The 22,285-nt window shown below is 60.9% G+C and carries 28 protein-coding genes and 1 pseudogene; 15 read left to right on the top strand and 14 right to left on the bottom strand.

Translation table 11 applies throughout. The annotated features are described in order from the left end of the window. Nucleotides 1-83: 83 nt before the first annotated feature. From aroQ to AMC88_RS09595, 5 genes are all read left to right on the top strand, one after another. The gene (aroQ, locus tag AMC88_RS09615; RefSeq protein ID WP_004671242.1) at nucleotides 84-521 is read left to right on the top strand and encodes a type II 3-dehydroquinate dehydratase; all 438 of its coding nucleotides are present in this window, start codon (nucleotides 84-86) and stop codon (nucleotides 519-521) included. A 20-nt stretch (nucleotides 522-541) separates the two neighbouring features. Then, a complete protein-coding gene (gene accB, locus AMC88_RS09610) occupies nucleotides 542-1,015 on the top strand; it encodes an acetyl-CoA carboxylase biotin carboxyl carrier protein (protein WP_012483635.1) in 474 nt (157 codons plus the stop codon). A gap of 4 nt (nucleotides 1,016-1,019) precedes the next feature. Beyond that, nucleotides 1,020-2,375 carry an acetyl-CoA carboxylase biotin carboxylase subunit gene (gene accC, locus AMC88_RS09605; RefSeq protein ID WP_016732915.1) on the top strand — a complete coding sequence of 452 codons (1,356 nt, stop codon included), beginning with the start codon at nucleotides 1,020-1,022 and terminating at the stop codon, nucleotides 2,373-2,375. Between the two features lie 7 nt (nucleotides 2,376-2,382). Next, on the top strand, nucleotides 2,383-2,997 hold the full coding sequence (gene aat / locus AMC88_RS09600; protein ID WP_012483634.1) for a leucyl/phenylalanyl-tRNA--protein transferase: 615 nt from the start codon (nucleotides 2,383-2,385) through the stop codon (nucleotides 2,995-2,997). A gap of 62 nt (nucleotides 2,998-3,059) precedes the next feature. After that, complete coding sequence (locus AMC88_RS09595; RefSeq protein ID WP_064825194.1) at nucleotides 3,060-4,004, top strand: DUF2167 domain-containing protein; 945 nt, start codon at nucleotides 3,060-3,062, stop codon at nucleotides 4,002-4,004. Nucleotides 4,005-4,088: 84 nt separating this feature from the next. Here AMC88_RS09595 and AMC88_RS09590 read toward each other — a convergent pair whose 3' ends face one another. The 5 genes from AMC88_RS09590 to gatB form a co-directional block, all read right to left on the bottom strand. Beyond that, the gene (locus AMC88_RS09590) at nucleotides 4,089-4,529 is read right to left on the bottom strand and encodes a DUF2155 domain-containing protein (RefSeq protein WP_010019860.1); all 441 of its coding nucleotides are present in this window, start codon (nucleotides 4,527-4,529) and stop codon (nucleotides 4,089-4,091) included. A 113-nt stretch (nucleotides 4,530-4,642) separates the two neighbouring features. Further along, nucleotides 4,643-5,041, bottom strand: a complete 399-nt coding sequence (locus tag AMC88_RS09585; RefSeq protein WP_004671258.1) for an NADH:ubiquinone oxidoreductase subunit NDUFA12 — start codon at nucleotides 5,039-5,041, stop codon at nucleotides 4,643-4,645. A 102-nt stretch (nucleotides 5,042-5,143) separates the two neighbouring features. Beyond that, nucleotides 5,144-5,617 (bottom strand): GNAT family N-acetyltransferase, encoded by a 474-nt coding sequence (locus tag AMC88_RS09580; RefSeq protein ID WP_012483632.1) that lies wholly within the window; start codon nucleotides 5,615-5,617, stop codon nucleotides 5,144-5,146. A 3-nt stretch (nucleotides 5,618-5,620) separates the two neighbouring features. Further along, nucleotides 5,621-6,124 carry a GNAT family N-acetyltransferase gene (locus AMC88_RS09575; protein WP_064825193.1) on the bottom strand — a complete coding sequence of 168 codons (504 nt, stop codon included), beginning with the start codon at nucleotides 6,122-6,124 and terminating at the stop codon, nucleotides 5,621-5,623. A gap of 2 nt (nucleotides 6,125-6,126) precedes the next feature. Next, entirely contained in the window at nucleotides 6,127-7,629 is a 1,503-nt protein-coding gene (gene gatB / locus AMC88_RS09570; protein ID WP_064825192.1) for an Asp-tRNA(Asn)/Glu-tRNA(Gln) amidotransferase subunit GatB, read from the bottom strand. A gap of 146 nt (nucleotides 7,630-7,775) precedes the next feature. Between gatB and AMC88_RS09565 the strand changes: the two genes are divergently transcribed. After that, a complete protein-coding gene (locus tag AMC88_RS09565) occupies nucleotides 7,776-8,087 on the top strand; it encodes a DUF1294 domain-containing protein (protein ID WP_064825191.1) in 312 nt (103 codons plus the stop codon). Between the two features lie 4 nt (nucleotides 8,088-8,091). Here the strand turns inward: AMC88_RS09565 and AMC88_RS09560 are convergent, their stop codons facing one another. Further along, on the bottom strand, nucleotides 8,092-8,598 hold the full coding sequence (locus AMC88_RS09560; protein WP_064825190.1) for a GNAT family N-acetyltransferase: 507 nt from the start codon (nucleotides 8,596-8,598) through the stop codon (nucleotides 8,092-8,094). 299 nt (nucleotides 8,599-8,897) lie between these two features. Here AMC88_RS09560 and AMC88_RS09555 point away from each other — a divergent pair, with 299 nt between their 5' ends. Next, complete coding sequence (locus tag AMC88_RS09555) at nucleotides 8,898-9,155, top strand: YjhX family toxin (RefSeq protein WP_004671262.1); 258 nt, start codon at nucleotides 8,898-8,900, stop codon at nucleotides 9,153-9,155. 50 nt (nucleotides 9,156-9,205) lie between these two features. Here the strand turns inward: AMC88_RS09555 and AMC88_RS09550 are convergent, their stop codons facing one another. From AMC88_RS09550 to AMC88_RS09535, 4 genes are all read right to left on the bottom strand, one after another. Then, on the bottom strand, nucleotides 9,206-9,481 hold the full coding sequence (locus AMC88_RS09550) for a vWA domain-containing protein (RefSeq protein WP_016732909.1): 276 nt from the start codon (nucleotides 9,479-9,481) through the stop codon (nucleotides 9,206-9,208). 106 nt (nucleotides 9,482-9,587) lie between these two features. After that, a complete protein-coding gene (gene gatA / locus AMC88_RS09545) occupies nucleotides 9,588-11,069 on the bottom strand; it encodes an Asp-tRNA(Asn)/Glu-tRNA(Gln) amidotransferase subunit GatA (protein WP_064825189.1) in 1,482 nt (493 codons plus the stop codon). Nucleotides 11,070-11,129: 60 nt separating this feature from the next. Continuing rightward, nucleotides 11,130-11,417, bottom strand: a complete 288-nt coding sequence (gene gatC, locus AMC88_RS09540) for an Asp-tRNA(Asn)/Glu-tRNA(Gln) amidotransferase subunit GatC (protein WP_064825188.1) — start codon at nucleotides 11,415-11,417, stop codon at nucleotides 11,130-11,132. A gap of 69 nt (nucleotides 11,418-11,486) precedes the next feature. Continuing rightward, on the bottom strand, nucleotides 11,487-12,191 hold the full coding sequence (locus tag AMC88_RS09535; protein ID WP_064825187.1) for a metal-dependent hydrolase: 705 nt from the start codon (nucleotides 12,189-12,191) through the stop codon (nucleotides 11,487-11,489). A 117-nt stretch (nucleotides 12,192-12,308) separates the two neighbouring features. Between AMC88_RS09535 and ruvX the strand changes: the two genes are divergently transcribed. Then, nucleotides 12,309-12,803 (top strand): Holliday junction resolvase RuvX, encoded by a 495-nt coding sequence (gene ruvX, locus AMC88_RS09530; protein ID WP_012483623.1) that lies wholly within the window; start codon nucleotides 12,309-12,311, stop codon nucleotides 12,801-12,803. Here ruvX and AMC88_RS09525 read toward each other — a convergent pair. The 3 genes from AMC88_RS09525 to AMC88_RS09520 all read right to left on the bottom strand — a co-directional run bounded on the left by AMC88_RS09525 (nucleotide 12,740) and on the right by AMC88_RS09520 (nucleotide 14,032). After that, nucleotides 12,740-13,072: a DUF6105 family protein gene (locus tag AMC88_RS09525; RefSeq protein ID WP_012483622.1), complete on the bottom strand. Its 333-nt coding sequence runs from the start codon at nucleotides 13,070-13,072 to the stop codon at nucleotides 12,740-12,742. The two genes, ruvX and AMC88_RS09525, sit on opposite strands and share 64 nt — an antisense overlap. Then, complete coding sequence (locus AMC88_RS33580) at nucleotides 13,069-13,242, bottom strand: hypothetical protein (RefSeq protein WP_004673842.1); 174 nt, start codon at nucleotides 13,240-13,242, stop codon at nucleotides 13,069-13,071. Before AMC88_RS33580 ends, AMC88_RS09525 begins: the two co-directional genes overlap by 4 nt. A gap of 130 nt (nucleotides 13,243-13,372) precedes the next feature. Continuing rightward, nucleotides 13,373-14,032, bottom strand: a complete 660-nt coding sequence (locus tag AMC88_RS09520) for a TetR/AcrR family transcriptional regulator (protein ID WP_010019030.1) — start codon at nucleotides 14,030-14,032, stop codon at nucleotides 13,373-13,375. A gap of 236 nt (nucleotides 14,033-14,268) precedes the next feature. On the opposite strand from AMC88_RS09520, the gene map reads away from it, so the two are divergent. The 7 genes and pseudogenes from map to AMC88_RS09490 all read left to right on the top strand — a co-directional run bounded on the left by map (nucleotide 14,269) and on the right by AMC88_RS09490 (nucleotide 21,681). Beyond that, the gene (gene map / locus AMC88_RS09515; protein WP_004673840.1) at nucleotides 14,269-15,105 is read left to right on the top strand and encodes a type I methionyl aminopeptidase; all 837 of its coding nucleotides are present in this window, start codon (nucleotides 14,269-14,271) and stop codon (nucleotides 15,103-15,105) included. 7 nt (nucleotides 15,106-15,112) lie between these two features. Continuing rightward, a complete protein-coding gene (gene radC / locus AMC88_RS09510; RefSeq protein WP_010020842.1) occupies nucleotides 15,113-15,937 on the top strand; it encodes a RadC family protein in 825 nt (274 codons plus the stop codon). Between the two features lie 102 nt (nucleotides 15,938-16,039). Next, entirely contained in the window at nucleotides 16,040-17,227 is a 1,188-nt protein-coding gene (locus tag AMC88_RS09505) for an alpha-hydroxy acid oxidase (RefSeq protein ID WP_012483619.1), read from the top strand. Nucleotides 17,228-17,234: 7 nt separating this feature from the next. After that, nucleotides 17,235-17,378: pseudogene (locus AMC88_RS31955) on the top strand (JAB domain-containing protein); the annotation flags it as partial. A gap of 98 nt (nucleotides 17,379-17,476) precedes the next feature. After that, on the top strand, nucleotides 17,477-18,883 hold the full coding sequence (sthA, locus tag AMC88_RS09500; RefSeq protein WP_064825186.1) for a Si-specific NAD(P)(+) transhydrogenase: 1,407 nt from the start codon (nucleotides 17,477-17,479) through the stop codon (nucleotides 18,881-18,883). A gap of 59 nt (nucleotides 18,884-18,942) precedes the next feature. Then, nucleotides 18,943-19,746, top strand: coding sequence for an endonuclease/exonuclease/phosphatase family protein (locus tag AMC88_RS09495; protein WP_064825185.1), 804 nt, complete (start codon nucleotides 18,943-18,945; stop codon nucleotides 19,744-19,746). Between the two features lie 159 nt (nucleotides 19,747-19,905). Next, nucleotides 19,906-21,681: a B12-binding domain-containing radical SAM protein gene (locus tag AMC88_RS09490; protein WP_064825184.1), complete on the top strand. Its 1,776-nt coding sequence runs from the start codon at nucleotides 19,906-19,908 to the stop codon at nucleotides 21,679-21,681. Nucleotides 21,682-21,775: 94 nt separating this feature from the next. Here the strand turns inward: AMC88_RS09490 and AMC88_RS09485 are convergent, their stop codons facing one another. Then, nucleotides 21,776-22,198, bottom strand: a complete 423-nt coding sequence (locus tag AMC88_RS09485) for a nuclear transport factor 2 family protein (protein ID WP_004673833.1) — start codon at nucleotides 22,196-22,198, stop codon at nucleotides 21,776-21,778. Nucleotides 22,199-22,285: the final 87 nt, after the last annotated feature.

The raw sequence follows: 22,285 nt of genomic DNA, 5'->3' as shown, positions 1-22,285 counted from the left end.
TTCCGGCTGGCCAATCCGTAAGGGCTTTCATTCGGCCTTCGCGGAGTCTATAGGTTGCCGTCGTGCATTTTACGGAACATTCGATGACGCAAACGATTTTTGTCCTGAACGGCCCCAACCTGAACATGCTGGGTAAAAGAGAGCCCGGCATCTATGGCGGCAAGACGCTGAAGGACATCGAGGCGGACTGCAAGGTCGCTGGCCGCGAACTCGGCTTCGATATCGATTTCCGGCAAAGCAACCACGAAGGTACGCTTGTCGATTGGTTTCACGAGGCCGACGAAAAGGCCGTCGGCGTCGCCTTCAATGCAGGCGCCTATACACATACCTCGGTCGCGCTGCACGACGCGATCCGCGCCATTTCCATTCCCGTCGTCGAGCTCCACATATCCAACGTTCATGCACGGGAAGAATTCCGCCACAAGTCGATGATCGCGCCGGCATGCAAGGGCGTGATTTGCGGCTTCGGGCCTCACAGCTACATCCTGGCGCTGCATGCGCTGAAGAACATCACGGCATAAAAAGAAGACAGGGCAACACCATGGCTGAAAAGAAATCGGGTATCGATCAGGCACTGATCCGCGATCTCGCCAACATCCTCAACGAGACGGATCTGACGGAGATCGAGGTCGAACAGGACGATCTGCGTATCCGCGTGTCGCGCACCGGCGCGACGCAATATGTCCAGGCGCCGATCGCAGCACCGGCCTTCGCAGCCCCGGCAGCAGCCGCCGCTCCGGCAGCAGCTGGCGCAGCCCCGGCCGCACCGACCCGCAACCCGGCCAATGTCGTCAATGCGCCGATGGTCGGCACCGTCTACATGGCGCCGGCTCCGGGCGCGCGTCCCTTCATCGAAATCGGCGCGACCGTCAAGGAAGGCCAGACGCTGATCATCATTGAAGCGATGAAGACGATGAACCAGATCCCCTCGCCGAAGTCGGGCAAGGTGACCGAAATTCTCGTCGATGACGGACATCCCGTCGAATACGGCCAAGCCCTCGTCGTCATCGAATAGGCCCATGCCCATGATTTCGAAAATCCTCATCGCCAATCGCGGGGAAATCGCCCTTCGCGTGCTCCGGGCCTGCAAGGAGCTCGGTATCGCCTGCGTCGTGGTGCATTCCACCGCCGACGCCGATGCCATGCATGTGCGCCTTGCCGACGAAAGTGTGTGCATCGGCCCGCCCTCCTCGCGCGAGAGCTATCTCAATATCCACCAGATCGTCGCCGCCTGCGAGATCACCGGCGCCGACGCCGTGCATCCGGGCTACGGCTTCCTCTCCGAGAATGCCAAGTTCGCCGATATTCTCGACGCCCATGGCATCACCTTCATCGGGCCGACGGCGGATCACATCCGCATTATGGGCGACAAGATCACCGCCAAGACGACGGCACTGGAACTCGGCATTCCCGTCGTTCCGGGATCGGACGGCGAGGTGAAGACCGAAGAGGATGCGCTGCGGACGGCCGCCGAAATCGGCTATCCCGTGCTGATCAAGGCGACCGCCGGCGGCGGCGGACGCGGCATGAAGGTCGCGAGGAGCGAGGCCGATTTGATCGAGGCCTGGTCGACGGCGCGCACGGAGGCGGCAGCCGCCTTCGGCAACGATGCCGTCTACATGGAAAAATATCTCGGCAAGCCGCGCCACATCGAAATCCAGGTATTCGGCGACGGCGAAGGCAATGCCATCCATCTTGGCGAACGCGACTGCTCGCTGCAGCGCCGCCACCAGAAGGTCTGGGAAGAGGCGAATTCGCCGGCACTCAACGTCGAGCAGCGCATGAAGATCGGCCAGATCTGCGCCGACGCCATGAAGAAGCTGAAATATCGCGGCGCCGGCACGATCGAATTTCTCTACGAGAACGGCGAGTTCTACTTCATCGAAATGAACACCCGCCTGCAGGTGGAGCATCCGATCACCGAAGCGATCACTGGAATCGACCTTGTGCACGAACAGATCCGCGTCGCTTCCGGCGGAGGCCTGTCGGTGACGCAGGACGAGGTGCATTTTTCCGGCCACGCCATCGAGTGCCGCATCAACGCCGAGGATGCGCGCACCTTCGTGCCCTCGCCCGGCACGATCACACATTTCCATGCGCCGGGCGGCCTTGGCGTGCGCATCGATTCCGGCGCCTATCAGGGCTACAAGATCCCACCCTATTACGACAGCCTGATCGGCAAGCTGATCGTGCACGGCCGTACCCGCGTCGAGTGCATGATGCGGTTGCGCCGCGCGCTCGATGAATTCGTCGTGGACGGCATCAAGACGACGCTGCCGCTGTTCCAGGAGCTCGTCTCCAATCAGGATATCGCCAACGGCGACTACGACATCCACTGGCTGGAACACCACCTCGCCAACACACCGGCGGCATAGGACAGGAATGGCGGGATCGCGCAGGAAGTCACCAGGCATCACCCCTGACATTCTCCTGCGCGCCTATTCCATCGGCCTCTTCCCGATGGCCGAATCCGCGGACGACCCGGAGATCTTCTGGGTCGAACCGGAGTTGCGCGGCGTGTTGCCGCTCGATCATTTCCATATATCGAAGAGCCTCGCCAAGACGGTGCGCCGGAATCCTTTCGAGATCCGTTTCGACCACGCCTTCGAATCGGTGATCGCGGCTTGCGCAGAGGAGACGTCGGGTCGCCCGAGCACCTGGATCAACCAGACAATCCGATCGCTTTATTCGACGCTCTTCGACATGGGCCACGCCCATACCGTTGAAGCCTGGCACGGCGATGAACTGGTCGGCGGCCTCTACGGCGTCTCGCTCGGCTCGGCCTTCTTCGGCGAAAGCATGTTTTCACGCCGCACGGACGCTTCGAAGATCTGCCTCGTCCATCTGGTCGACCGGCTCAGAAACAAGGGCTTTACCCTGCTCGACACCCAGTTCACCACCGAGCATTTGAAGACGTTCGGCGCGATCGACGTTCCGAAGGCCGATTATGCCCTGCTGCTTGCCGCCGCAATGGAATCGCCACACCTGAAGTTTTAAGCACGTTCGTTTCATCCCTGCGTTGATTTTCCGGTCGATTTCAGTAGCTTCCGGAAAATACAATGGGGGATAGAATTTTTAGACGATATTTCGCGGCGGCGATGCTTTTCGCCCTACTTGCAGCTCAGGGCGAGGCACGTCCCTATCGGGAGATGTTTCCTGGCAGAACCGATTTTTCCGAGGCGGAAAAACCGTTACTGGAAAAGCTCAATTTTCAGCAGGGTACGATCAAGCTGCCTGAAGCGAAGGCGACGCTGAATGTGCCCGCCAACTTTTACTATCTCAGCCCCGCCGACACGAAGACGGTGCTTGTCGATATCTGGGGGAACCCTCCGGCGGCGGCTGATGGAATGCTGGGGATGATCTTCCCGACAAAATACGCGCCGACCGATCCGGAATCCTGGGGATCGATCGTGGAATACAGCGCGGACGGTTATGTCTCAGACAGCGATGCCGCCACGACGAATTACGACGAACTGCTTCAGAACATCAAGGATTCGATCAGCGAAAGGAATCCTGAGCGCGAAAAGCAGGGCTTCCCGAAGATCACCCTTGTCGGCTGGGCATCGGCGCCACACTACGACAAGCCCGCGCATGCAATGCACTGGGCGCGCGATCTGATTTTCGGCAACGACACGCAAACTGAGCACACGCTGAATTATTCCGTGCGGGTATTCGGTCGCGAGGGTGTTTTTGAATTCGACTTCGTTGCCGGACTCGGACAGCTGAAGGAGATCGAGGGGGTCATTCCGACGGTCACGAAGCTCGTGCAGTTCGACAAGGGAATGGCCTATGGCGACTATGTCGACGGCGACAAGATTGCGGCCTACGGCATGGCGGGAATGATCGCCGCAGGCGCTGGCGCCAAGATTGCCGCGAAGGTAGGGCTGCTCGCCCTTGCCCTTGCCTTCTTCAAAAAGGCCGGCATCCTCGTCGTCGTCCTGGCCGGCGGTGCGCTTCGCTTTGCCAAGGGCCTTTTCACAAGGAACAAAACGCCGACCGCATAGGGGCGCAAACACATCAAAGAGTCGCCCCGTCCCTCGCGCGTCTCACAGGCGCGCGGACGCTGCGGTTCCGTCGCGGGGAACGTGTTATCGCGCCGTCGTCTTGGTGCCGTCAGGTGCCGGGACGTCGGAGGTCGTCTTGCAGTCCTTCAGCCAGACGTCATAGATCGGGTGCTCGACAGCGTTGAGGCCGGGGCTGGCGGCAAACATCCAGCCGGTGAAGATGCGGCGGATCTTGCGGTCGAGGGTGATCTCGTCGACCTCGACAAAACCGTCGATCTTCTGTGCTTCCGCCTGATCGCGCGAATAACAGGCCTTCGGTGTCACCTGGAGTGCGCCGAACTGCACCGTCTCGTTGACATAGACGTCGAAGGTGGTGATGCGGCCAGTAATCTTGTCGAGGCCGGAGAAGACGGCAACCGGATTTTCGATCCGTGCGGCATTTGCCGCAATTGGCGGAAGCAGAGCCGAGAGCGCCAGCAGCGATCCGGCGGCACGCAGGACCATGTTCCGCGTGAAGAGCTTCATGTACCCGTCTCCAGACAATTTCTCAGTTTCATCCGCGGTCAAGCGCGGCCAACCTGCGGGTAAAGGGCAATTGTGGCCAAAAGCCGGGCTTGAGGATCGCCCGGTCAGCCGTCTCAGTTGCCGGGCGTCCAGGCGTCGTAATCGCCGGTGACGCGCGGACGCTCGCCGGGAACCGCAAGAGAACCCGGCGGGCGGTAAGCCTGTGGCGATCCGGTGAGGTTGGGGCGATGCGTCTTCTGCCATTCCTTGGCGACGTAATTTTCCTTGGACGGAGGAACATCGGTGCGATGGTGCATCCAGCCGTGCCAGCCCGGCGGAATGGCGGAGGCTTCGGCATAACCCTTGTAGATCACCCAGCGCTTCGGCAGACCGTAGGAGGACATGCCGCCTTCATAATAAACGTTGCCGAATTCATCCTCGCCGACGCGCTTGCCGAAACGCCAGGTCGCAAAACGCGTGCCCATCGTCTGACTGTTCCACCAGGTGAAGGTCTGAACCAGAAGATTCCACATGTCTTTTCCTTGTGCCCGCCGGTGCGGACCAAACCAGAATTCGTTTTCTCGCTTATGCCGTCGTCAAGCCGAATTGTCCAGCGATTCCACGACAGCCAAGGGTCATTTCAAGGCCATCTTGAAGCCCAGATGCGAAGGCTTGAAGCCAAGCCTTTCATAGAAACGATGGGCGTCCTTGCGTATCGCATTCGAGGTCAATTGCACAAGGCGCACGCCGCGGCCTTTTGCCTCGGCGATGGCGAATTCGATCATCCGGGCGCCGATCCCCTGCCCGCGCATATCGGAGCGCGTCTGCACCGCCTCGATGATCATCGCCGAAGAGCCGCGGCCGGTCAGTGAGGTCGTCATCATCGTCTGGAACGTGCCGACCACCTCGCCGCTAACCTCCGCAACGTAAAGCATCTGGTTCGGCGAAGTCTCGATCGCTGTGAAAGCCCTGGCATAATCGGCAAAGGCCTCAGGATCCGTCGTATCGCCGTGACCGCCGAGCGCATCGGCGGCAAAGATTGCCACCAGGGCCCGCAGATCGTCCTTCCGCGCCTGACGAACGAGAATATCAGGCACCTCGACCTGCATGGCTCAGTGGCCCTCGATCGATTTTTCGAAGATCAGCGCCGGAATGCCGGATTGCCCGGGCCCGCTATACTCGTTGCGGCCGACCTCGATGAAGCCGTGCGCCTGGTAGAAGGCAATCGCAGCCGCGTTTTGCGGCTCGACTTCGAGACGCATGATTTCGGCATCGGGAAAGCAGGTTTCGAGCTCGGCGAAGATATCGCGGCCGATGCCCTGGCGCTGCAGCGCCGGGCTGACATAGAGGAGGTGCAGCATGACGGTTTTCGTCAATGCCTGCGACATTGCCGCATAGCCCATGCCGCCGATCTTGCGGCCGTCGTCGGCAACGAGGAATTCGGCATCCTTGCGCACCAGGCGCGCCTTCAGCGCCGCCGGCGTAAAGAGATGGGCGATCAACTCATCGACCTTGGTCTTGCCGTGCAGATCGTCATAGGTGGCGTGAAAGCTCTCCACCAGAAGCGCGCGAACCTTCTCCAGGTCGCGCTCGCCGGCGGTGCGGACGAAGTACACGGCTATTCCTCGATGCCGAGCTTTGCCTTAACGAGCGCCTGGACGGCCTGCGGATTGGCCTTGCCGCCGGTCGCCTTCATCACCTGGCCGACGAACCATGCGGCCATGGTCGGCTTTGCCTTGACCTTTTCCACCTGATCGGGATTGGCGGCGATGATCTCGTCGACGGCCTTTTCGATCGCGCCGGTATCAGTCACCTGCTTCATGCCGCGCGCTTCGACGATCTCGGCGGGATCGCCGCCTTCGGTCAGCACGATCTCGAAGAGGTCCTTGGCGATCTTGCCCGAAATGGTTCCGGCCTTGATAAGGTCGATGATGGCGCCGAGCTGGGCCGGCGAGACCGGCGTCTGCTCGATGTCCTTGCCGGTGCGGTTCAGCGCGCCGAGCAGGTCGTTGATCACCCAGTTCGCCGCCGTCTTGCCGTCGCGGCCCGCCGCCACCGCCTCGAAATAGTCGGCGATCGCCTTTTCGGAGACGAGCACGGAGGCGTCGTAGACCGACAGACCGAGCTCGCGCACGAAGCGCTCCTTCTTGTCATCCGGCAGTTCCGGCAGATCGGCTGCCAGCGCCGTGACGAAGGCATCGTCGAACTCGAGCGGCAGCAGGTCCGGATCGGGGAAATAACGATAGTCGTGCGCATCCTCCTTGGAGCGCATCGAACGCGTCTCGCCCTTGTTCGGGTCGAAGAGCCGCGTCTCCTGCTCGATCGTGCCGCCATCTTCCAGGATGCCAATCTGGCGGCGGGCTTCATATTCGATCGCCTGGCCGATGAAGCGGATGGAGTTGACGTTCTTGATCTCGCAGCGCGTGCCGAAAGCCTCGCCCGGGCGGCGGACGGAGACGTTGACGTCGGCGCGCATCGAGCCCTCGTCCATGTTGCCGTCGCAAGTGCCGAGATAACGCACGATCGAACGCAGCTTGGTCATATAGGCCTTGGCTTCGTCGGATGAACGCATATCGGGCTTGGAGACAATTTCCATCAGTGCCACGCCGGATCGGTTCAGATCGACATAGGACATGGTCGCATGCTGGTCGTGCATCGACTTGCCGGCATCCTGTTCCAGGTGCAGGCGCTCGATGCCGATCTCAATATCCTCGAACTGGCCCTGGCGGTCCGGCCCGAGCGAGATGACGATCTTGCCCTCGCCGACGATCGGATCCTTGAACTGCGAGATCTGATAGCCCTGCGGCAGGTCGGGATAGAAATAGTTCTTGCGGTCGAAGAGCGAGCGCTTGTTGATCTGAGCCTTGAGGCCGAGACCGGTGCGGACCGCCTGCTTGACGCATTCCTCGTTGATGACGGGCAGCATGCCGGGCATGGCGGCATCGACGAGCGACACGTTCGAATTCTGCGGCTTGCCGAATTCCGTCGAGGCACCGGAGAAGAGCTTCGAATTCGACAGCACCTGGGCATGGACTTCCATGCCGACGATGACTTCCCAGTCGCCGGTGGCACCGGGGATGAAGCGTTTCGGATCAGGCGTGCGGACGTCGACAAGGGTCATCTGATACTCTTTGCAGGCTGTTCTTTTCCACTGGTGAGGTAAAGGAAATGGCGTGCCGGTGCAAGGCTTTCGCCATAAGCCCAGTATGGTTCGGCGGCCTCGGCGATATTTGGCATGAGTTAACCGGGGCACGATAGAGTTGCTTGATGACGATGGCCGATATCATCAAAATGGCCGCATTGTTTCTGGCGCTGAACCTCTTGGTCTTTTGGGTCTATTTCCTGGACAAGCAGGCGGCACGCGACGGCCGGTGGCGCATAAGCGAGCGCACTCTTCTGCTGCTTGCGCTGGTCGGCGGCAGCCTCGGCGCCGTGGCGGCACAGCAATTGCTGCGGCACAAGACGCGAAAGGAACCGTTCCGTTCGGTCCTAACGGCAATCCTGGTCATGCACGGCGCTTTGGCTGCGGTGCTGATCTTATCGCCGCAGTGGCGCCTGTACCTTCTCCAGAGTTTTTGAAACCTCAGAATTCCTGCCCGTAGCCGCGGCCTTCGGAGACGAGCTGCTTCGTCAGCCCGACGGAGGGCACGTCACGGTCGAGCTTCGGATTATAGGCGACCGAGAGCCAGTGGATGCTGTAGCCGTGTTTTTGAAAGAAGCCGATCGCCTCGGCGTTGCCGGAATGTGTCTGCATCGCCGCCTTGTCGAAGCCCTGTTCGGCAATCTCCTTTTCGATGCGCCCGAGAAGCGCCGAACCGAGCCCCTGGCCGGTGAAGACGGGGTCGATCCAGAAATCCGAGATGATCTCATCCAGGCCCTCGCGCGCCGCCCAGCCGGCAACCTGGCCGTTCTGTTCGACGACGGTGATGGTCAGCCAATCATTTTCCACGAAGTTGCGAAAGGCGCTGCGCGCTGCGTCGATCATCGCGTCCGATTCGCCGATCGACGCCATCGCCTTTTGCCAGGCCCTCAGCCCGATCTCACTCAACAGTTCCGCTTCCCCGTCGCGGGCATTGCGAATGTGGATCAACGACACCTCCGCGTTACTCCGCAACTAGACCATTGAGTCGGGAAATATTCCAGTGCCCGCGGCGGGGACGATGGTTGGAAACTGCGGTTTTCGACCGGTTTGATCGGCGATCACGATCTTGACCGCCTTTTGCGCGCGAAATAAGAAGCTCTTTATGTTGAGCCAGTCACAGACCCGGTAAAGGCCCTGCCCGCAAGTCCGCTTGCGCGCATGGGCCCGAAAAAACGAAGCCCTGACGTTCGAAGAAACGCCAGATCGTTTTTGTGCGCCCTGCCGGGCGCTATACCGGATCTCAACATATGGATATTTCCCGCACGGAGCAGCGCATCCTGCATCTCATGGCCCAAGGCGGCCGCATCGAAATTTCCCGCGACGACGACAGGAAAATCGAGAACGTCAGTTGTTTCACCCGAGACGGCTGGCTCTATCCCGGCGTCGACCTCGATCTCTTCCGCAGGCTGAAGCGGCTGAAGGCGATCAAATCGTCAGGCGGCCAGCCCTACCGGATCACCGAACGAGGGCTGACGTTGGTCAGATCACAGCTGGACAATAGATAATCGGGCAATCAACCTGATCGCGCCTCAACCGGCGCGGTCAGGGCTCGGCCTTAAACCTTCGGGGACAATACCGCTCGCATCGCCGCCCATTCGTCGGCCATCGCACCCGTGCCGCGCGTCTTGCCGGCGCGGCGATACCAGTAATCGGCATTCCAGTCGTCGCCTTCGATGCGATGGCAGAGAGCATGGCCCCAATCGAACGGCTGTTCGCCTTCGTGGCGCTGACAAATATCATGAACCGCCTGCCAATCCGCGCCCATGGCGAAACTGCCGGCAGCAAGACGATCGATTGCCTCGATCAATCGCGCAAGATCATTGATCGCCATAAGACCTCCTCCGCTGTTCGGCTATCGATCAGCCAAGCATGCGGCAAAACCAACAATGCAATCATTTCATGGTCGGCGTCGGCGATCTTTCGCATCGTTAGGACCGTTACCACCACTTGGCCGGCGTAAATTTTCCGGCGGCCTGTTCGATGACGTAAGCGGTCTTGAAGAGGGTTTCCTCGTCGAAGGGTTTGCCGATCAGCTGCAGGCCGAGCGGCAGGCCTTTGTGGTCGAGGCCGGCGGGCACGGCGATGCCGGGCAGGCCGGCCATGTTGACCGTCACCGTAAAGATGTCGTTCAGATACATCTTCACCGGATCGGCGGCGAGGTCCTCGTCGGCGACGCCGAAGGCAGAGGATGGGGTGGCCGGGGTCAGGATGGCATCGACGCCGGCGTCGAAGGCGAGTTCGAAATCGCGCTTGATCAGCGTGCGGACCTTCTGGGCGCGGATGTAGTAGGCATCGTAATAGCCGGCCGACAGCACATAGGTGCCGATCATAATGCGGCGCTTGACTTCCTGGCCGAAGCCGGCGGCGCGCGTCTTCTCGTACATGTCGACGATATCCTTGCCGTCGACGCGCAGGCCGTAACGCACGCCGTCGTAGCGCGCCAGATTCGAAGATGCCTCGGCGGGGGCAACGATGTAATAGGCAGGAAGCGCATATTTGGTGTGCGGCAGCGAGATATCGACGATCTCGGCGCCGGCATCCTTCAGCCAGGCAATGCCCTGGCGCCACAGGCTTTCGATCTCCTCAGGCATGCCGTCGACGCGATATTCGTTCGGGATGCCGATCTTCATGCCCTTCAGCGACTGGCCGAGGGCGGCCTCGTAGTCCGGCACGGGCAGATCGACCGAGGTCGTGTCCTTGGCGTCGACGCTTGCCATCGACTTCAAAAGGATGGCGGCGTCGCGCACGTCGCGGGCGATCGGACCGGCCTGATCGAGCGAGGAGGCGAAAGCCACGGTGCCCCAGCGCGAGCAGCGGCCATAGGTCGGCTTGATGCCGACGGTGCCGGTGAAGGCGGCGGGCTGGCGGATCGAGCCGCCGGTATCGGTCGCGGTGGCGCCGGCGCAAAGATGCGCGGCGACGGCCGCGGCCGAGCCGCCGGAGGAGCCGCCCGGGACGAGCTGCTGGTTGGAGCCCTCAGCCCGCCAGGGATTGATCACCGGGCCGTAATAGGAGGTCTCGTTGGACGAACCCATGGCGAATTCGTCCATGTTCAGCTTGCCGAGCATGACGGCGCCGTCGTCCCAGAGGTTCTGGGTGACGGTCGATTCATACCGCGGCTCGAACCTGTCGAGGATATGGCTGCAGGCCTGGGTGTGGACACCGACGGTGGCGAAGAGATCCTTGATGCCGAGCGGAATGCCTTCCAGCTCGCCTGATGTGCCGGCGGCGATGCGCTCGTCCGATTTCCTCGCCATGACGCGGGCCAGATCGGGCGTGACCTTCACATAGGCGTTCAGCCGCTCATTGGCCGCATCGATCGCTGCGATATAAGCGTCGGTCAGTTCGATCGCGGTGATTTCCTTGGCGCGCAGCTTGCGGCGGGCTTCGGCAATGGTCAGGCTGGTGAGTTCGCTCATCGTGTTTTCGCTTCAGGTCTTTAATAATGGCAACACAGTCGGAAAGAGGCTTTCGACGCCCTATTCGACGACTTTCGGCACCAGGAAGAAATTGTGGTCGGTGACCGGCGCGTTGGCGACGATATCGGCGGCCTTGTTGCCATCGGTCACCGCATCGGCCCGCTTCTTCATCGCCATCGGAGTGACCGACGTCATCGCCTCGACGCCGTCGACATTGACTTCGGAGAGCTGCTCGACGAAGCCCAGGATGCCGTTCAGCTCGCCGACCATGCGATTTGCCTCATCCTCGGAGACGGCAATACGGGCAAGTTTGGCGACACGCTTCACGGTGGCAAGATCGACGGACATGGCATTCTCCGGATAGGATTTTTCCTACCCGCTATAAAGGCCATGTCCGCCCGGTGCAACGGGGTTTCCTCAGATCGACAGGCTCTCGGCAGGCTTCAGCGCCTTCACCTGCGTCTTCGATCCCTCCATGCCGTCGATGAACTTATCGGCGGTCTGATCGATGATCGGAAAGGTGCCGAAATGGCAGGGGATCGCGGCCTTGAAGCTGAAATAACGCTGGCAGGCGAGTGCCGCCACCGCGCCGCCCATGGTGAAGCGGTCGCCGACCGGCACGAAACCGATATCGGGCTGATGCAGTTCGTTGATCAGCCCCATGTCGGAAAAGATGTCGGTATCGCCCATGGCGAAGATCGAGGCCTCATCGTCGAAATGCAACATCAGGCCGTTGGCGTTGCCGAGCGCATGCGAGACGCCGTCCTCGGTGATCTGGGCGGAGGAATGCAGCGCATTGGTGAAGGTCGCCGAGAAGCCGCCGAGGGTGATCGTGCCGCCGGTATTGCCCATCTCGATCCTGTCGACGCCCTGGAAACCCAGCCAGGCGGCAAGATCGGCATTGGCGAGAACGACGGCGCCGGTTTCCTTGGCGAGGGCGACCGTATCGCCGACATGGTCGCCGTGCCCGTGCGTCAGCAGGATATGGGTGATGCCTGAAGAAACATCCTTGATGTCCTGGCCGGCAAAGGAAGCGTTATGATTGAGGAACGGGTCGAGCAGGATCTTCGCCTTGCCGGTTTCGATACGAAAGGCGGAATGGCCAAGCCAGGTGATCTTCATAAAATCTCTCCCTTATTCGATGATGCAAAAGCCTATTTGGATGGTATGAGACATATCTCATGCGCGGGCGAAGAAAAGCCGCGGCGACTTCAATTTCTTTTGACGGGATGAAATGGAATGACTGTGCTGACCATCGAGGAAATGGCCGCGACCCTCGCCCCCGGGCAGGCAATCGCCGGCCTCGATCTCGGCACCAAGACGATCGGGCTTTCGATGTCCGATCTCGGACGGCGTTTCGCCACGCCGCGACCGGTGATCCGCCGTGCCAAATTCACGATCGATGCGCAGGCGCTGCTGGATTTTGCGGCAAAGGAAAGGGTCGCCGGTTTCGTGATCGGACTGCCGATGAACATGGACGGATCGGCGGGCCCACGCGTGCAGGCGACGCGCGCCTTCGTGCGCAATATGGAGGAGAAAACAGCGCTGCCCTTCGTCTATTGGGATGAGCGGCTGTCGACAGTCGCCGCCGAACGGACGCTGCTCGAAATGGACGTCTCGCGGGCCAAACGCGCCGAACGGATCGATTCGGCGGCGGCCAGCTTCATCCTTCAGGGCGCGCTCGACAGGCTTTCCTTGCTGGCAAGGTCTGATGGAGATGAATTCAGCGCCTGACGCGCCTGCCACCAAGCCATGATCGGCTTGCGCTTCCTGAAGCCAAGGATGGCGAAGACGACAAGACTGTCGACGGCGATCGCCCGGGCAACGAGCGGCGGGATAGCCTCCGGCGGCATGCCGAGCGCCTCGCCGTAGATCTGGAACGTCAGGTCATGGATCTGGCGCGTCAGCATCAGGAAGCCGAAATTGATGTCGTAATAGGAGAGCCAGTACCATCCGCCCAGAAAGACGATGGGGCCGGCCCAGAAGATCAGAAACCACCTCATGCGGCCTCTCCTCTTTGCTTGCGCATGACGGGCAGATCGAGCGAGACCACCCAGGTCGACAATGCCATGGTGCAAAGCACCAGCGTCGGAATGGCGATATCCAGCGCCAGGACTGCGAAGAACATTATTGCCGTCACCAGGAACACGGCCCTGGCGATCTTGCTTCCCATGGACGTCAACTCGGGACTCTCACTCGTACCATCTCTGCTGATGGCACAGTGTCGGCTTAACCCGCCCCACGCAACGTAAACCATTTGTTAAGGTTAACGTCGGACCCGCCTCCTGTGGATAACGCGAATGTCAGCCATAGACGCCGCGCACGAGACGCTTCAGTGCCGTCGCCGCCTTCTCCCAATCCTTTGATGTCTTCAGTGAAAGGCCAGCGCACTGGCCGCCGGCCGCCCCTGCAAGCACCAGGTGTTGGATCGCTGCGATGACGACCGCGTTGACGGCGGCCGCATCCACGCCCTTCGGCGGCGCCAGCGAACCACGCATGCGATCCAGCCAGAGCGCGAGCGCTTTCGAACGTGCCTCGGACAGCCGCCTCACCTGCTCGGTATTTTCCGAGACCTCCCATGCAAGGATGCGGCGCATTAGCGGATCGTTTCTCAAGGCGTCGAGCAGAAGCAGCGCCAGCCGCTCCATCAGATCGCCGTAAGTGAGCAGGAACATGCCGCCGGCATCTTCCGGAATGCGATCCCTCACCCATGTGCCGAGATCGGCGCCGATCGCCTCGACCAGACCGTCAAGGCCGCCATAATAGCGATAGATCAGCTGCTTGTCGCAACCGGCGCGGCGGGCGACCGCATTGATGCCGAAATTCTGGAAACCTTCCTCCGCCAGCAGGCCCTTGGCGGCGGCAAGGATGGCGCGCTCGGTGGCGCCGCGATCGCGCACGCGTCGTTCCGGTTCGTCACCGGCTTCGGGCGAACTATTAAGATTTACCGCTTCATTCAGCATGTACGACCCTTCCCCGCTGTCACCAATCGGTGAGTAGCGGGGAGACTTTCTCCAATCAATCCTATCCCTTTGGGAAGATTGTGGATATTTCGGTCGGCACGAATAATTCGGCGGGCGATGGCCGCGGAAGGCGGCCAAATCGCTTCAGAAATCTCGCGCCGACAGTTGATCGCGATGGACGAACCCGTCATAGCTGCATTATGAACAAAGCTAATATTCTCCGCTAAGGCCCTGCAATGGTGAACTATATCGAAGCCTCTTCCGCGCCGCCGAAGAATACCGGCGCCATCCGGCTTTACGACACGCAAGCATTCGACGGCATGCGCAAGGCATGCCAGCTGACCGCCCGCTGCCTCGATGCGCTGGCCGATATCGTCAAGCCGGGCCTGCTGACCGACGAGATCGACCGGTTCGTCTTCGATTTCGGCATGGACCACGGCGCCTATCCGGCGACGCTGAACTATCGCGGCTATACCAAGTCGACCTGCACCTCGATCAATCATGTGGTCTGCCACGGCATCCCGAACGACAAGCCGCTGCGCGAAGGCGATATCGTCAATATCGACGTCACCTTCGTGCTCGATGGCTGGCATGGCGATTCCAGCCGGATGTATCCCGTCGGCACGGTCAAGCGGGCCGCCGAGCGACTGCTCGAAGTAACTTATGAATCATTGATGCGCGGCATTGCCGCGGTCCGGCCCGGCGCCCGCACCGGCGCGATCGGCGAAGCGATCCAGACCTATGCGGAGGCCGAGCGCTGTTCGGTGGTGCGCGATTTCTGCGGCCATGGCGTCGGCCGGCTGTTCCATGATTCGCCGAATATCCTGCATTACGGCCGCGCCAATGAGGGGCCGGAACTGCGCGAGGGCATGATCTTCACCATCGAGCCGATGATCAATCTCGGCCGGCCGCATGTGAAGGTGCTGGCCGACGGCTGGACGGCGGTGACTCGCGACCGCTCGCTTTCGGCGCAATACGAACATACGGTTGGCGTCACCGCCGACGGCTGCGAAATCTTCACGCTGTCACCTGCTGGGCTCGATCGGCCCGGACTGCCGTCGCTTGCCAGGTGACGAGCCGATGGCGAAGAGGCCCGCTGCGACATCTTCCAACGACGAGCTGCCTTTCGCGACTGAAGAGCCTGTTGCCGACGAACGTTCGTTCTTCGGCGGCCCGCCACAAAACCCGACCGCGCCGAATGCCCGGGCCGCCCTGCCCGCCTCACTCTCCGGACCGGAACATTACCACGGTCACCGCGAGCGGCTGCGTGACCGCTTTCGCGAACAGGGCGACACGGCGCTTGCCGACTACGAAATCCTCGAACTCCTGCTTTTCCGCCTGATCCCGCGGCGCGACACCAAACCGATCGCCAAGGCGCTGATTGATCGGTTCGGCTCGCTTTCCGGCGTTTTTGGCGCGCCGGCGGGGCTGCTGACCGAGGTGAAGGGCGTCGGCGAGAATGTAGCCCTCGACCTGAAACTGATCTCGACGGTTGCCCACCGGACGCTGAAAAGCGAGATCAGAAGCAAGCAGGTGCTCTCCTCCTGGTCCTCGGTCATTCAATACTGCCACGCCGCCATGGCGCACGAGACCCGCGAACAATTCCGCATCCTCTTCCTCGACAAGCGCAATGTGCTGATCGCCGACGAGGTGCAGGGCCGCGGCACGGTCGACCATACGCCGGTCTATCCGCGCGAAGTGGTCAAGCGCGCGCTCGAGCTTTCGGCAACGGCGATCATCCTCGTCCACAACCACCCGTCCGGCGACCCGACGCCCTCACGCGCCGACATCGACATGACGAAGGTGATCATCGAGGCGGCCAAGGCCCTCGACATCACCGTCCACGACCACATCATCATCGGCAAGGACGGCCATGTCAGCCTGAAGGGGCTGAAGCTGATCTGATAAGCAAGGCTGCAGTTGACAGCAGTCGGTAGTGCGCGATTGTATGCAATCAGCGCCCCATTCGCTGAACAATGCCCGCCGGGGACCGAGAAGATAAAGCTCATGACGATCCGCAGCGGTAACACTGATCGATCGAGCCGGCTCTGCCGCGACGTGCTCTGCCTCGACGACTTCGAAATCAAGGCGCGGCGACATCTGCCGAAGCCGCTGTTCGGTTATATCGCCGGGGCGACCGAGACCAACGCGTCGCTGCGGCATAACGCAGAGGCCTTCCAGGCCTATGCCTTCCGGCCACGTGTGCTTCGGGACGTCTCGACGCGCAGCACCGCAACGAGCCTCTTCGGCAAAACGCATGCCGTACCGTTCGGCATTGCGCCAATGGGGATCAGCGCGCTGATGGCCTATCGGGGGGACATCGTGCTCGCGCAAGGCGCGGACCAATCGGGAATCCCGATGATCATCAGCGGTTCGTCACTCATCCCCCTGGAAGAGATCGCTGCGGCCTCCCCGCAGGCATGGTTTCAGGCCTATTTGCCCGGTGAACCCGATCGTATCGATGCTCTGATCGATCGCGTCGCGGCGGCCGGCATCGACACGCTTCTGCTGACCGTGGACACGGCGACGCTGCCCAACCGCGAAAACAATGTCAGGGCCGGGTTTTCGACGCCTCTGCGTCCCGGTTTGCGCTTGGCATGGCAGGGTATCTCGCACCCCCGCTGGACCACCGGCACATTCCTGCGCACGATCGCCCGGCACGGTATTCCGCATTTTGAAAATTCCTACGCCACAAGGGGCGCGCCGATCATCTCCTCGAACGTCACGCGCGATTTCGGCAAGCGTGACCATCTCAACTGGAGCCACTTGGAGCGGATCCGCAAGCGGTGGTCAGGCAAGCTCGTCGTCAAGGGGATCATGCATCCCGAGGACGCGGCACGGGCTGCCGATACCGGGGCGGATGGCGTGATCGTCTCCAATCATGGCGGGCGCCAGCTCGACGGCACCGCATCTCCCCTTCAGGTCCTTCCGGAGATTGCGGCACGTGTCGGAGACAGCATTGCCGTCATGGTCGACGGCGGCATCCGGCGTGGAACTGATATCATGAAGGCGCTGGCGCTCGGCGCCTGTTTCGTGTTCGTGGGCAGGCCGTTCCTTTATGCGGCGGCCGTCGCAGGGCTACCGGGTGTACTTAGGGCGGCAGATATCCTGAAGACGGAACTCTATAGCAATATGGCGTTGCTCGGCGTTACGAGAGTGGGCGATATTTCCGCGGACTACATCACCCGCGCATGAACAATCGTCGCGCACGGACATCGATATGACGAAGGTGATCATCGACGCCGCGAAGGCACTTGCTATCATCGTCCATGACCAGATCATCATCGGCAAGAACGGCCATGTCGGCCTAAAGGGGCTGACGCTGATAGAACACAGATCCGGCTGAATCGGCGTCGTAAAACAATCTGTAACATTGACCGGCTACCGATAGAGGAGCGACATTTTTGTCGCAAAATGATTCCATTTCCAATCCGAGGCTAGAGGATGTTTCAGTACGATCTCGTTGTGGTGGGTAGCGGTCCCGCAGGGCGCCGCGGCGCGATCCAGGCTGCAAAGCTCGGCAAGAAAGTGCTCGTCATCGAGCAGGGCAAGCGTGTCGGCGGCGTGTCCGTTCATACCGGCACCATTCCCTCGAAGACGCTGCGCGAGACGGCGCTCAATCTTTCCGGCTGGCGCGAACGCGGTTTTTATGGGCGATCCTACCGCGTCAAGCAGGAAATCAGCGCCGAAGACCTTCGCCGTCGCCTGCTGATTACGCTCAACCATGAAGTGGAAGTGCTCGAGCATCAGTTCGCCCGCAATCGCGTGCACCATATGCGCGGCAAGGCGAGCTTCGTCGATGCATCGACGCTGCAGGTCGTCAAGGATGACGGTGAGATCACCCAGGTCAGCGCCGCCAGCGTACTGCTCGCCGTCGGCACCAAGCCGTTCCGCCCGGATTACATGCCCTTCGATGGCAAGACGGTTCTCGACAGCGACGAACTGCTCGACATCCAGGAATTGCCGCGCTCGATGATCGTCATCGGCGCCGGCGTCATCGGCATCGAATATGCGACGATCTTTAGCGCCCTCGACACCGCCGTCACCGTCATCGACCCGAAGGCAACGATGCTCGACTTCATCGACAAGGAAATCGTCGAGGATTTTACCTATCAGCTGCGCGACCGCAACATGAAGCTGCTGCTCGGCCAGAAGGCCGACAAGGTCGAGACGCTCGAAAACGGAAAGGTCGAGCTGACGCTCGACAGCGGCCGTCGCCTGACCACCGATATGGTGCTTTTCGCCGCCGGCCGCATGGGGGCGACCGACACGCTGAACCTTCCGGCGATCGGCCTGGAGGCGGACAGCCGCGGCCGCCTGAAAGTCAATCCCGAGACGTTCCAGACATCGGTTGCCAACGTCTATGCCGCCGGCGACGTCGTCGGCTTCCCGAGCCTCGCCTCGACCTCGATGGAACAGGGCCGCATCGCCGCGCGCGTGGCGATCGGGGCGGTTGCCAAGGAGCCGCAGAAATATTTCCCCTACGGCATCTATGCCGTGCCGGAAATTTCGACCTGCGGCCTGACCGAAGAGGAAATGAAGGAGCGCGGCATTCCCTATGAATGCGGGATTGCCCGCTTTCGCGAGACCTCACGCGGCCACATCATGGGCCTCGACACCGGGCTTTTGAAGCTGATCTTCTCGCTGAAGACGCGCCGCCTGCTCGGCGTGCATATCGTCGGCGAAGGCGCCACCGAGCTGGTGCATATCGGCCAGGCGGTGCTCAATCTCAAAGGCACGGTCGAATATTTCGTCGAAAACACCTTCAACTATCCAACGCTTGCCGAAGCCTACAAGATTGCCGGCCTCGACGCCTGGAACCGGATGGGCGACATCAAGTCGGAATTGTAGGCGGCGCACGGCGACAGAGCACCTATCGCAATCCGGCCACCCGAAGGAAACCGCAGACATTGCGCATCATTTCGCTGAACGCATGGGGCGGCAGCCTGCATGAAGCCCTGATCGATTATGTCAGGCAGGCCGATGCCGATGTGCTGTGCCTGCAGGAGGTGCTGCGGGCGCCGGATTCCGGTTCCGGATGGTCGATCTATCGCGATTCGGGGCTGGAGCTGCCGCAGCGCGCCAATCTGTTTGCGGAGATCGGCGCCGCCCTGCCCGGCCATGACGGCTTCTTCTGCCCGACATCGAGAGGCATGCTCTTCGACGGCGATGCCGCCATTGCCGCCGAATTCGGGCTGGCGACCTTCGTGCGCAAATCGCATTCCGTCATCGCCCAGGCGATAGACTTCGTGCATGGCAGTTTTTCCGCCGCCGGCTGGGGCGAACATCCCCGCCCGCGAAACGCACATTGCATCCGTGTCTTCAGCCATGCAAACGCTTCCGCGATTACCATCGCCCATATGCATGGCCTGCGCGACCCTGCCGGCAAGGGTGATACGCCGGCGCGCGAAGAGCAGGCTTTGGCGCTCGCCGGCCTCGTCGAACGGGTCTGGCCCGGCAGCGAAGGGCTGGTGGTCTGCGGTGATTTCAACGTGCTGCCCGACAGTGCGACCTTCAATATCCTCGCCCGAATGGGCCTTTCCGATCTCGTCACCGGAAATGGCCTTGTCGACACGCGGACCTCTTACTATCTGAAGCAAGGCCGTTTTGCCGACTATATGCTGGTTACGCCGGAGGTGAAGGTTGCCAGGTTCGAGGTGGTGGCCACGCCTGAAGTCTCCGACCACCGCGCATTGCTGCTCGATATCGTCTAGTATATTGAGGAACGACGCGCCGCCAAAACTTTTGCGCGCAGTGTTCGATTTTACGACTTCGTTTGAACCCTGACAAATCGCATCGATACGCCGTGCCTGATTGTGCCTTCAACGCCATTTTGCCTCCGGGCAGACGTTTCTAAAGAAAGATAGATACTCTTGTCCCATGCTTTGGAAGCCGCACGCAGACGTTTTCAGCTCATCCTGATCAAGCCGTCGCATTATGATGACGACGGCTACGTCATCCGCTGGTGGCGGGCGATGATCCCTTCCAATTCGCTCGCGGCTCTCTACGGCATCGCCGCCGAATGCGCCGAGCGCCAGGTGCTCGGACCCGATACCGCGATCGACATCACCGTTATCGACGAGACCAATACGCGGGTCGATTTCGCCCGGCTGCTCGCCCAGTTCAAGCGCCACGGCAATTTCGGCATGGTCGCGCTGGTCGGCGTCCAGTCGAACCAATATCCGCGCGCGCTCGATATCGCCCGCCCCTTCCGCAATGCCGGCCTGCCGGTTTCGATGGGCGGCTTCCACGTCTCCGGTTGCCTGTCGATGCTCGACGGCCAGGCGGTCGGGCTCGACGCCTGCCGCGACATGGGCATCTCGATGTTCGCGGGCGAGGCCGAAGGCCGGCTCGATATGGTGCTGCGCGATGCTGCCAGCGGCGAGCTGAAGCCGCTCTACAATTTCATGAATGACCTACCCGGCATCGGCGGCACACCGGTGCCCTTCCTGCCGAAGGATAATATCCAGCGCACGCTCGGCCTCAGCACCAGCTTCGATGCCGGGCGCGGCTGTCCCTACCAGTGTTCCTTCTGCACCATCATCAACGTGCAGGGGCGCAAGTCGCGCTTCCGTTCCGCCGACGATGTTGAAAAGCTGGTGCGGATGAACTGGGCGCAGGGCATCCACAAATTCTTCATCACCGACGACAACTTCGCCCGCAACAAGGATTGGGAGGCGATCTTCGATCGGCTGATCGAGCTCAAGGAGCGGGACGGCATTCCGCTCGGCCTGATGATCCAGGTCGATACGCTCTGTCACAAGATCCCGAACTTCATCGAGAAATCCCGGCGCGCCGGCGTCACCCGCGTCTTCATCGGCCTCGAAAACGTCAATCCTGATAATCTGACCGCCGCCAAGAAGAACCAGAACAAGATCACCGAATATCGCAAGATGCTGCTCGCCTGGAAGGCGCAGGGCATCATGACGCTTGCCGGTTATATCTTGGGCTTCCCGGCCGATACGCCGGAATCGATCCGCCGCGATATCGCGATTATTCAGGAAGAACTGCCGCTCGACGTGATCGAATTCTTCATCCTGACACCGCTGCCAGGTTCCGAGGACCATCAGGTCCTGTGGAAGAAGGGCGTCGAGATGGACGGCGACCTCAACATTTACGATGTCGAGCACGTCTGCACTGCGCACCCGAAGATGAGCAAGCAAGAGTGGGAAGACATCTACCACGAGGCATGGTCGCTCTATTATTCGCCGGATCACATGAAGACGCTGCTGCGCCGCGCTGTGGCGACCGGGGTGCCGCTCGCAAGGCTCGTCAAGGTTCTCGTCTCCTTCGCAACCACTGTGCCGCTCGAAAACGTGCATCCGCTGCAAAGCGGCCTTCTGCGCCTGAAGACGCCGTCGGAGCGGCGCCCCGAACTGCCGCGCGAAAATCCGCTGCTCTTCTGGCCGCGCTTTGCCTGGGAAACGTTCAGAAAACATGCTTCTCTCGCCGGCACGATCGTCGGCCTGACGATTTCGGCCTTCCTGATTTCGCGGGATGCCAAGTCGAAGGCCTATATGGATCAGGCTCTGACGCCGGTCGCCGACGACGAGGAAGAAACTCTCAGCCTGTTCACCAAGACATCGGGCGGAACCGCAGCCGTCAGCCATGTCAGGAAAGTCGCGCAACTGACACGGGGCGCGAATTGAGCTGACAATTCACGCAACGGCGGCTGAGGCCTTCGAACGGAAATGATGGTGGCCATCACAGTCGAAGCCCGTCGGCTCCGAGTGCGGCTTCCGTTTAGGCGATCTGGATTATCTGGCTCGTCTCGGCCACTTGCAGCGTGTCGACGAATTCGACGATCTTGACCGGCTTCCCATCCCTGAAATGAATCTTGTCGACGTATTCCGTATAGAAGCTCACGCCCGATGGGATGTGCCTGACTTCGCCTTCGCGATGGGCGAAGACTATATGCTCGTCCTCGTCCACATAGATGCCGGTTGTGTTGACTTTGGATAGATCCCACACAGTGATGAGCTGCGCTATCACTTGGCGAAAAGCCTGCCCGCCCATTTCGGTCGAAAGAGGCGACAACCGTGTATTGCCGGCCATCCGGAAGGTACAATCATCGCCGATCAGCGCAAGCGTACCCTCGATATCGCCGCGACCGCGCACAGCATAGATTTCCTCCACCAGTTTCTTCATGTCGTGTTTTTCAGTCATATTCAGGCTCCTCCCACCATCAGCAAATCTGCATCGGATTATACTTCATTTCAACCATTTGTTGCTTCCGATGAACAAGAACTGCCC

The sequence above is a fragment of the Rhizobium phaseoli genome, assembly GCF_001664385.1.
GTDB classification, from domain to species: domain Bacteria; phylum Pseudomonadota; class Alphaproteobacteria; order Rhizobiales; family Rhizobiaceae; genus Rhizobium; species Rhizobium phaseoli.
This window is presented reverse-complemented; position numbering and strand designations above follow the sequence as displayed.

What these genes read in the sequence shown, in the direction of transcription:
- gatB (WP_064825192.1), bottom strand. Translation starts at nt 7,629, where the DNA reads ATGACCCTTGTCGACGTCCGCACGCCTGATCCGAAACGCTTCATCCCC.
- AMC88_RS09535 (WP_064825187.1), bottom strand. Translation starts at nt 12,191, where the DNA reads ATGAAGATCACCTGGCTTGGCCATTCCGCCTTTCGTATCGAAACCGGC.
- AMC88_RS09565 (WP_064825191.1), top strand. Translation starts at nt 7,776, where the DNA reads ATGACGATGGCCGATATCATCAAAATGGCCGCATTGTTTCTGGCGCTG.
- AMC88_RS09520 (WP_010019030.1), bottom strand. Translation starts at nt 14,032, where the DNA reads ATGCTGAATGAAGCGGTAAATCTTAATAGTTCGCCCGAAGCCGGTGAC.
- AMC88_RS09555 (WP_004671262.1), top strand. Translation starts at nt 8,898, where the DNA reads ATGGATATTTCCCGCACGGAGCAGCGCATCCTGCATCTCATGGCCCAA.
- AMC88_RS09550 (WP_016732909.1), bottom strand. Translation starts at nt 9,481, where the DNA reads ATGGCGATCAATGATCTTGCGCGATTGATCGAGGCAATCGATCGTCTT.
- sthA (WP_064825186.1), top strand. Translation starts at nt 17,477, where the DNA reads ATGTTTCAGTACGATCTCGTTGTGGTGGGTAGCGGTCCCGCAGGGCGC.
- gatC (WP_064825188.1), bottom strand. Translation starts at nt 11,417, where the DNA reads ATGTCCGTCGATCTTGCCACCGTGAAGCGTGTCGCCAAACTTGCCCGT.
- gatA (WP_064825189.1), bottom strand. Translation starts at nt 11,069, where the DNA reads ATGAGCGAACTCACCAGCCTGACCATTGCCGAAGCCCGCCGCAAGCTG.
- AMC88_RS09585 (WP_004671258.1), bottom strand. Translation starts at nt 5,041, where the DNA reads ATGTGGAATCTTCTGGTTCAGACCTTCACCTGGTGGAACAGTCAGACG.
- AMC88_RS09590 (WP_010019860.1), bottom strand. Translation starts at nt 4,529, where the DNA reads ATGAAGCTCTTCACGCGGAACATGGTCCTGCGTGCCGCCGGATCGCTG.
- AMC88_RS33580 (WP_004673842.1), bottom strand. Translation starts at nt 13,242, where the DNA reads ATGGGAAGCAAGATCGCCAGGGCCGTGTTCCTGGTGACGGCAATAATG.
- ruvX (WP_012483623.1), top strand. Translation starts at nt 12,309, where the DNA reads ATGACTGTGCTGACCATCGAGGAAATGGCCGCGACCCTCGCCCCCGGG.
- AMC88_RS09485 (WP_004673833.1), bottom strand. Translation starts at nt 22,198, where the DNA reads ATGACTGAAAAACACGACATGAAGAAACTGGTGGAGGAAATCTATGCT.
- AMC88_RS09580 (WP_012483632.1), bottom strand. Translation starts at nt 5,617, where the DNA reads ATGCAGGTCGAGGTGCCTGATATTCTCGTTCGTCAGGCGCGGAAGGAC.
- aroQ (WP_004671242.1), top strand. Translation starts at nt 84, where the DNA reads ATGACGCAAACGATTTTTGTCCTGAACGGCCCCAACCTGAACATGCTG.
- AMC88_RS09505 (WP_012483619.1), top strand. Translation starts at nt 16,040, where the DNA reads ATGACGATCCGCAGCGGTAACACTGATCGATCGAGCCGGCTCTGCCGC.
- map (WP_004673840.1), top strand. Translation starts at nt 14,269, where the DNA reads ATGGTGAACTATATCGAAGCCTCTTCCGCGCCGCCGAAGAATACCGGC.
- AMC88_RS09525 (WP_012483622.1), bottom strand. Translation starts at nt 13,072, where the DNA reads ATGAGGTGGTTTCTGATCTTCTGGGCCGGCCCCATCGTCTTTCTGGGC.
- radC (WP_010020842.1), top strand. Translation starts at nt 15,113, where the DNA reads ATGGCGAAGAGGCCCGCTGCGACATCTTCCAACGACGAGCTGCCTTTC.
- accB (WP_012483635.1), top strand. Translation starts at nt 542, where the DNA reads ATGGCTGAAAAGAAATCGGGTATCGATCAGGCACTGATCCGCGATCTC.
- AMC88_RS09595 (WP_064825194.1), top strand. Translation starts at nt 3,060, where the DNA reads ATGGGGGATAGAATTTTTAGACGATATTTCGCGGCGGCGATGCTTTTC.
- accC (WP_016732915.1), top strand. Translation starts at nt 1,020, where the DNA reads ATGCCCATGATTTCGAAAATCCTCATCGCCAATCGCGGGGAAATCGCC.
- aat (WP_012483634.1), top strand. Translation starts at nt 2,383, where the DNA reads ATGGCGGGATCGCGCAGGAAGTCACCAGGCATCACCCCTGACATTCTC.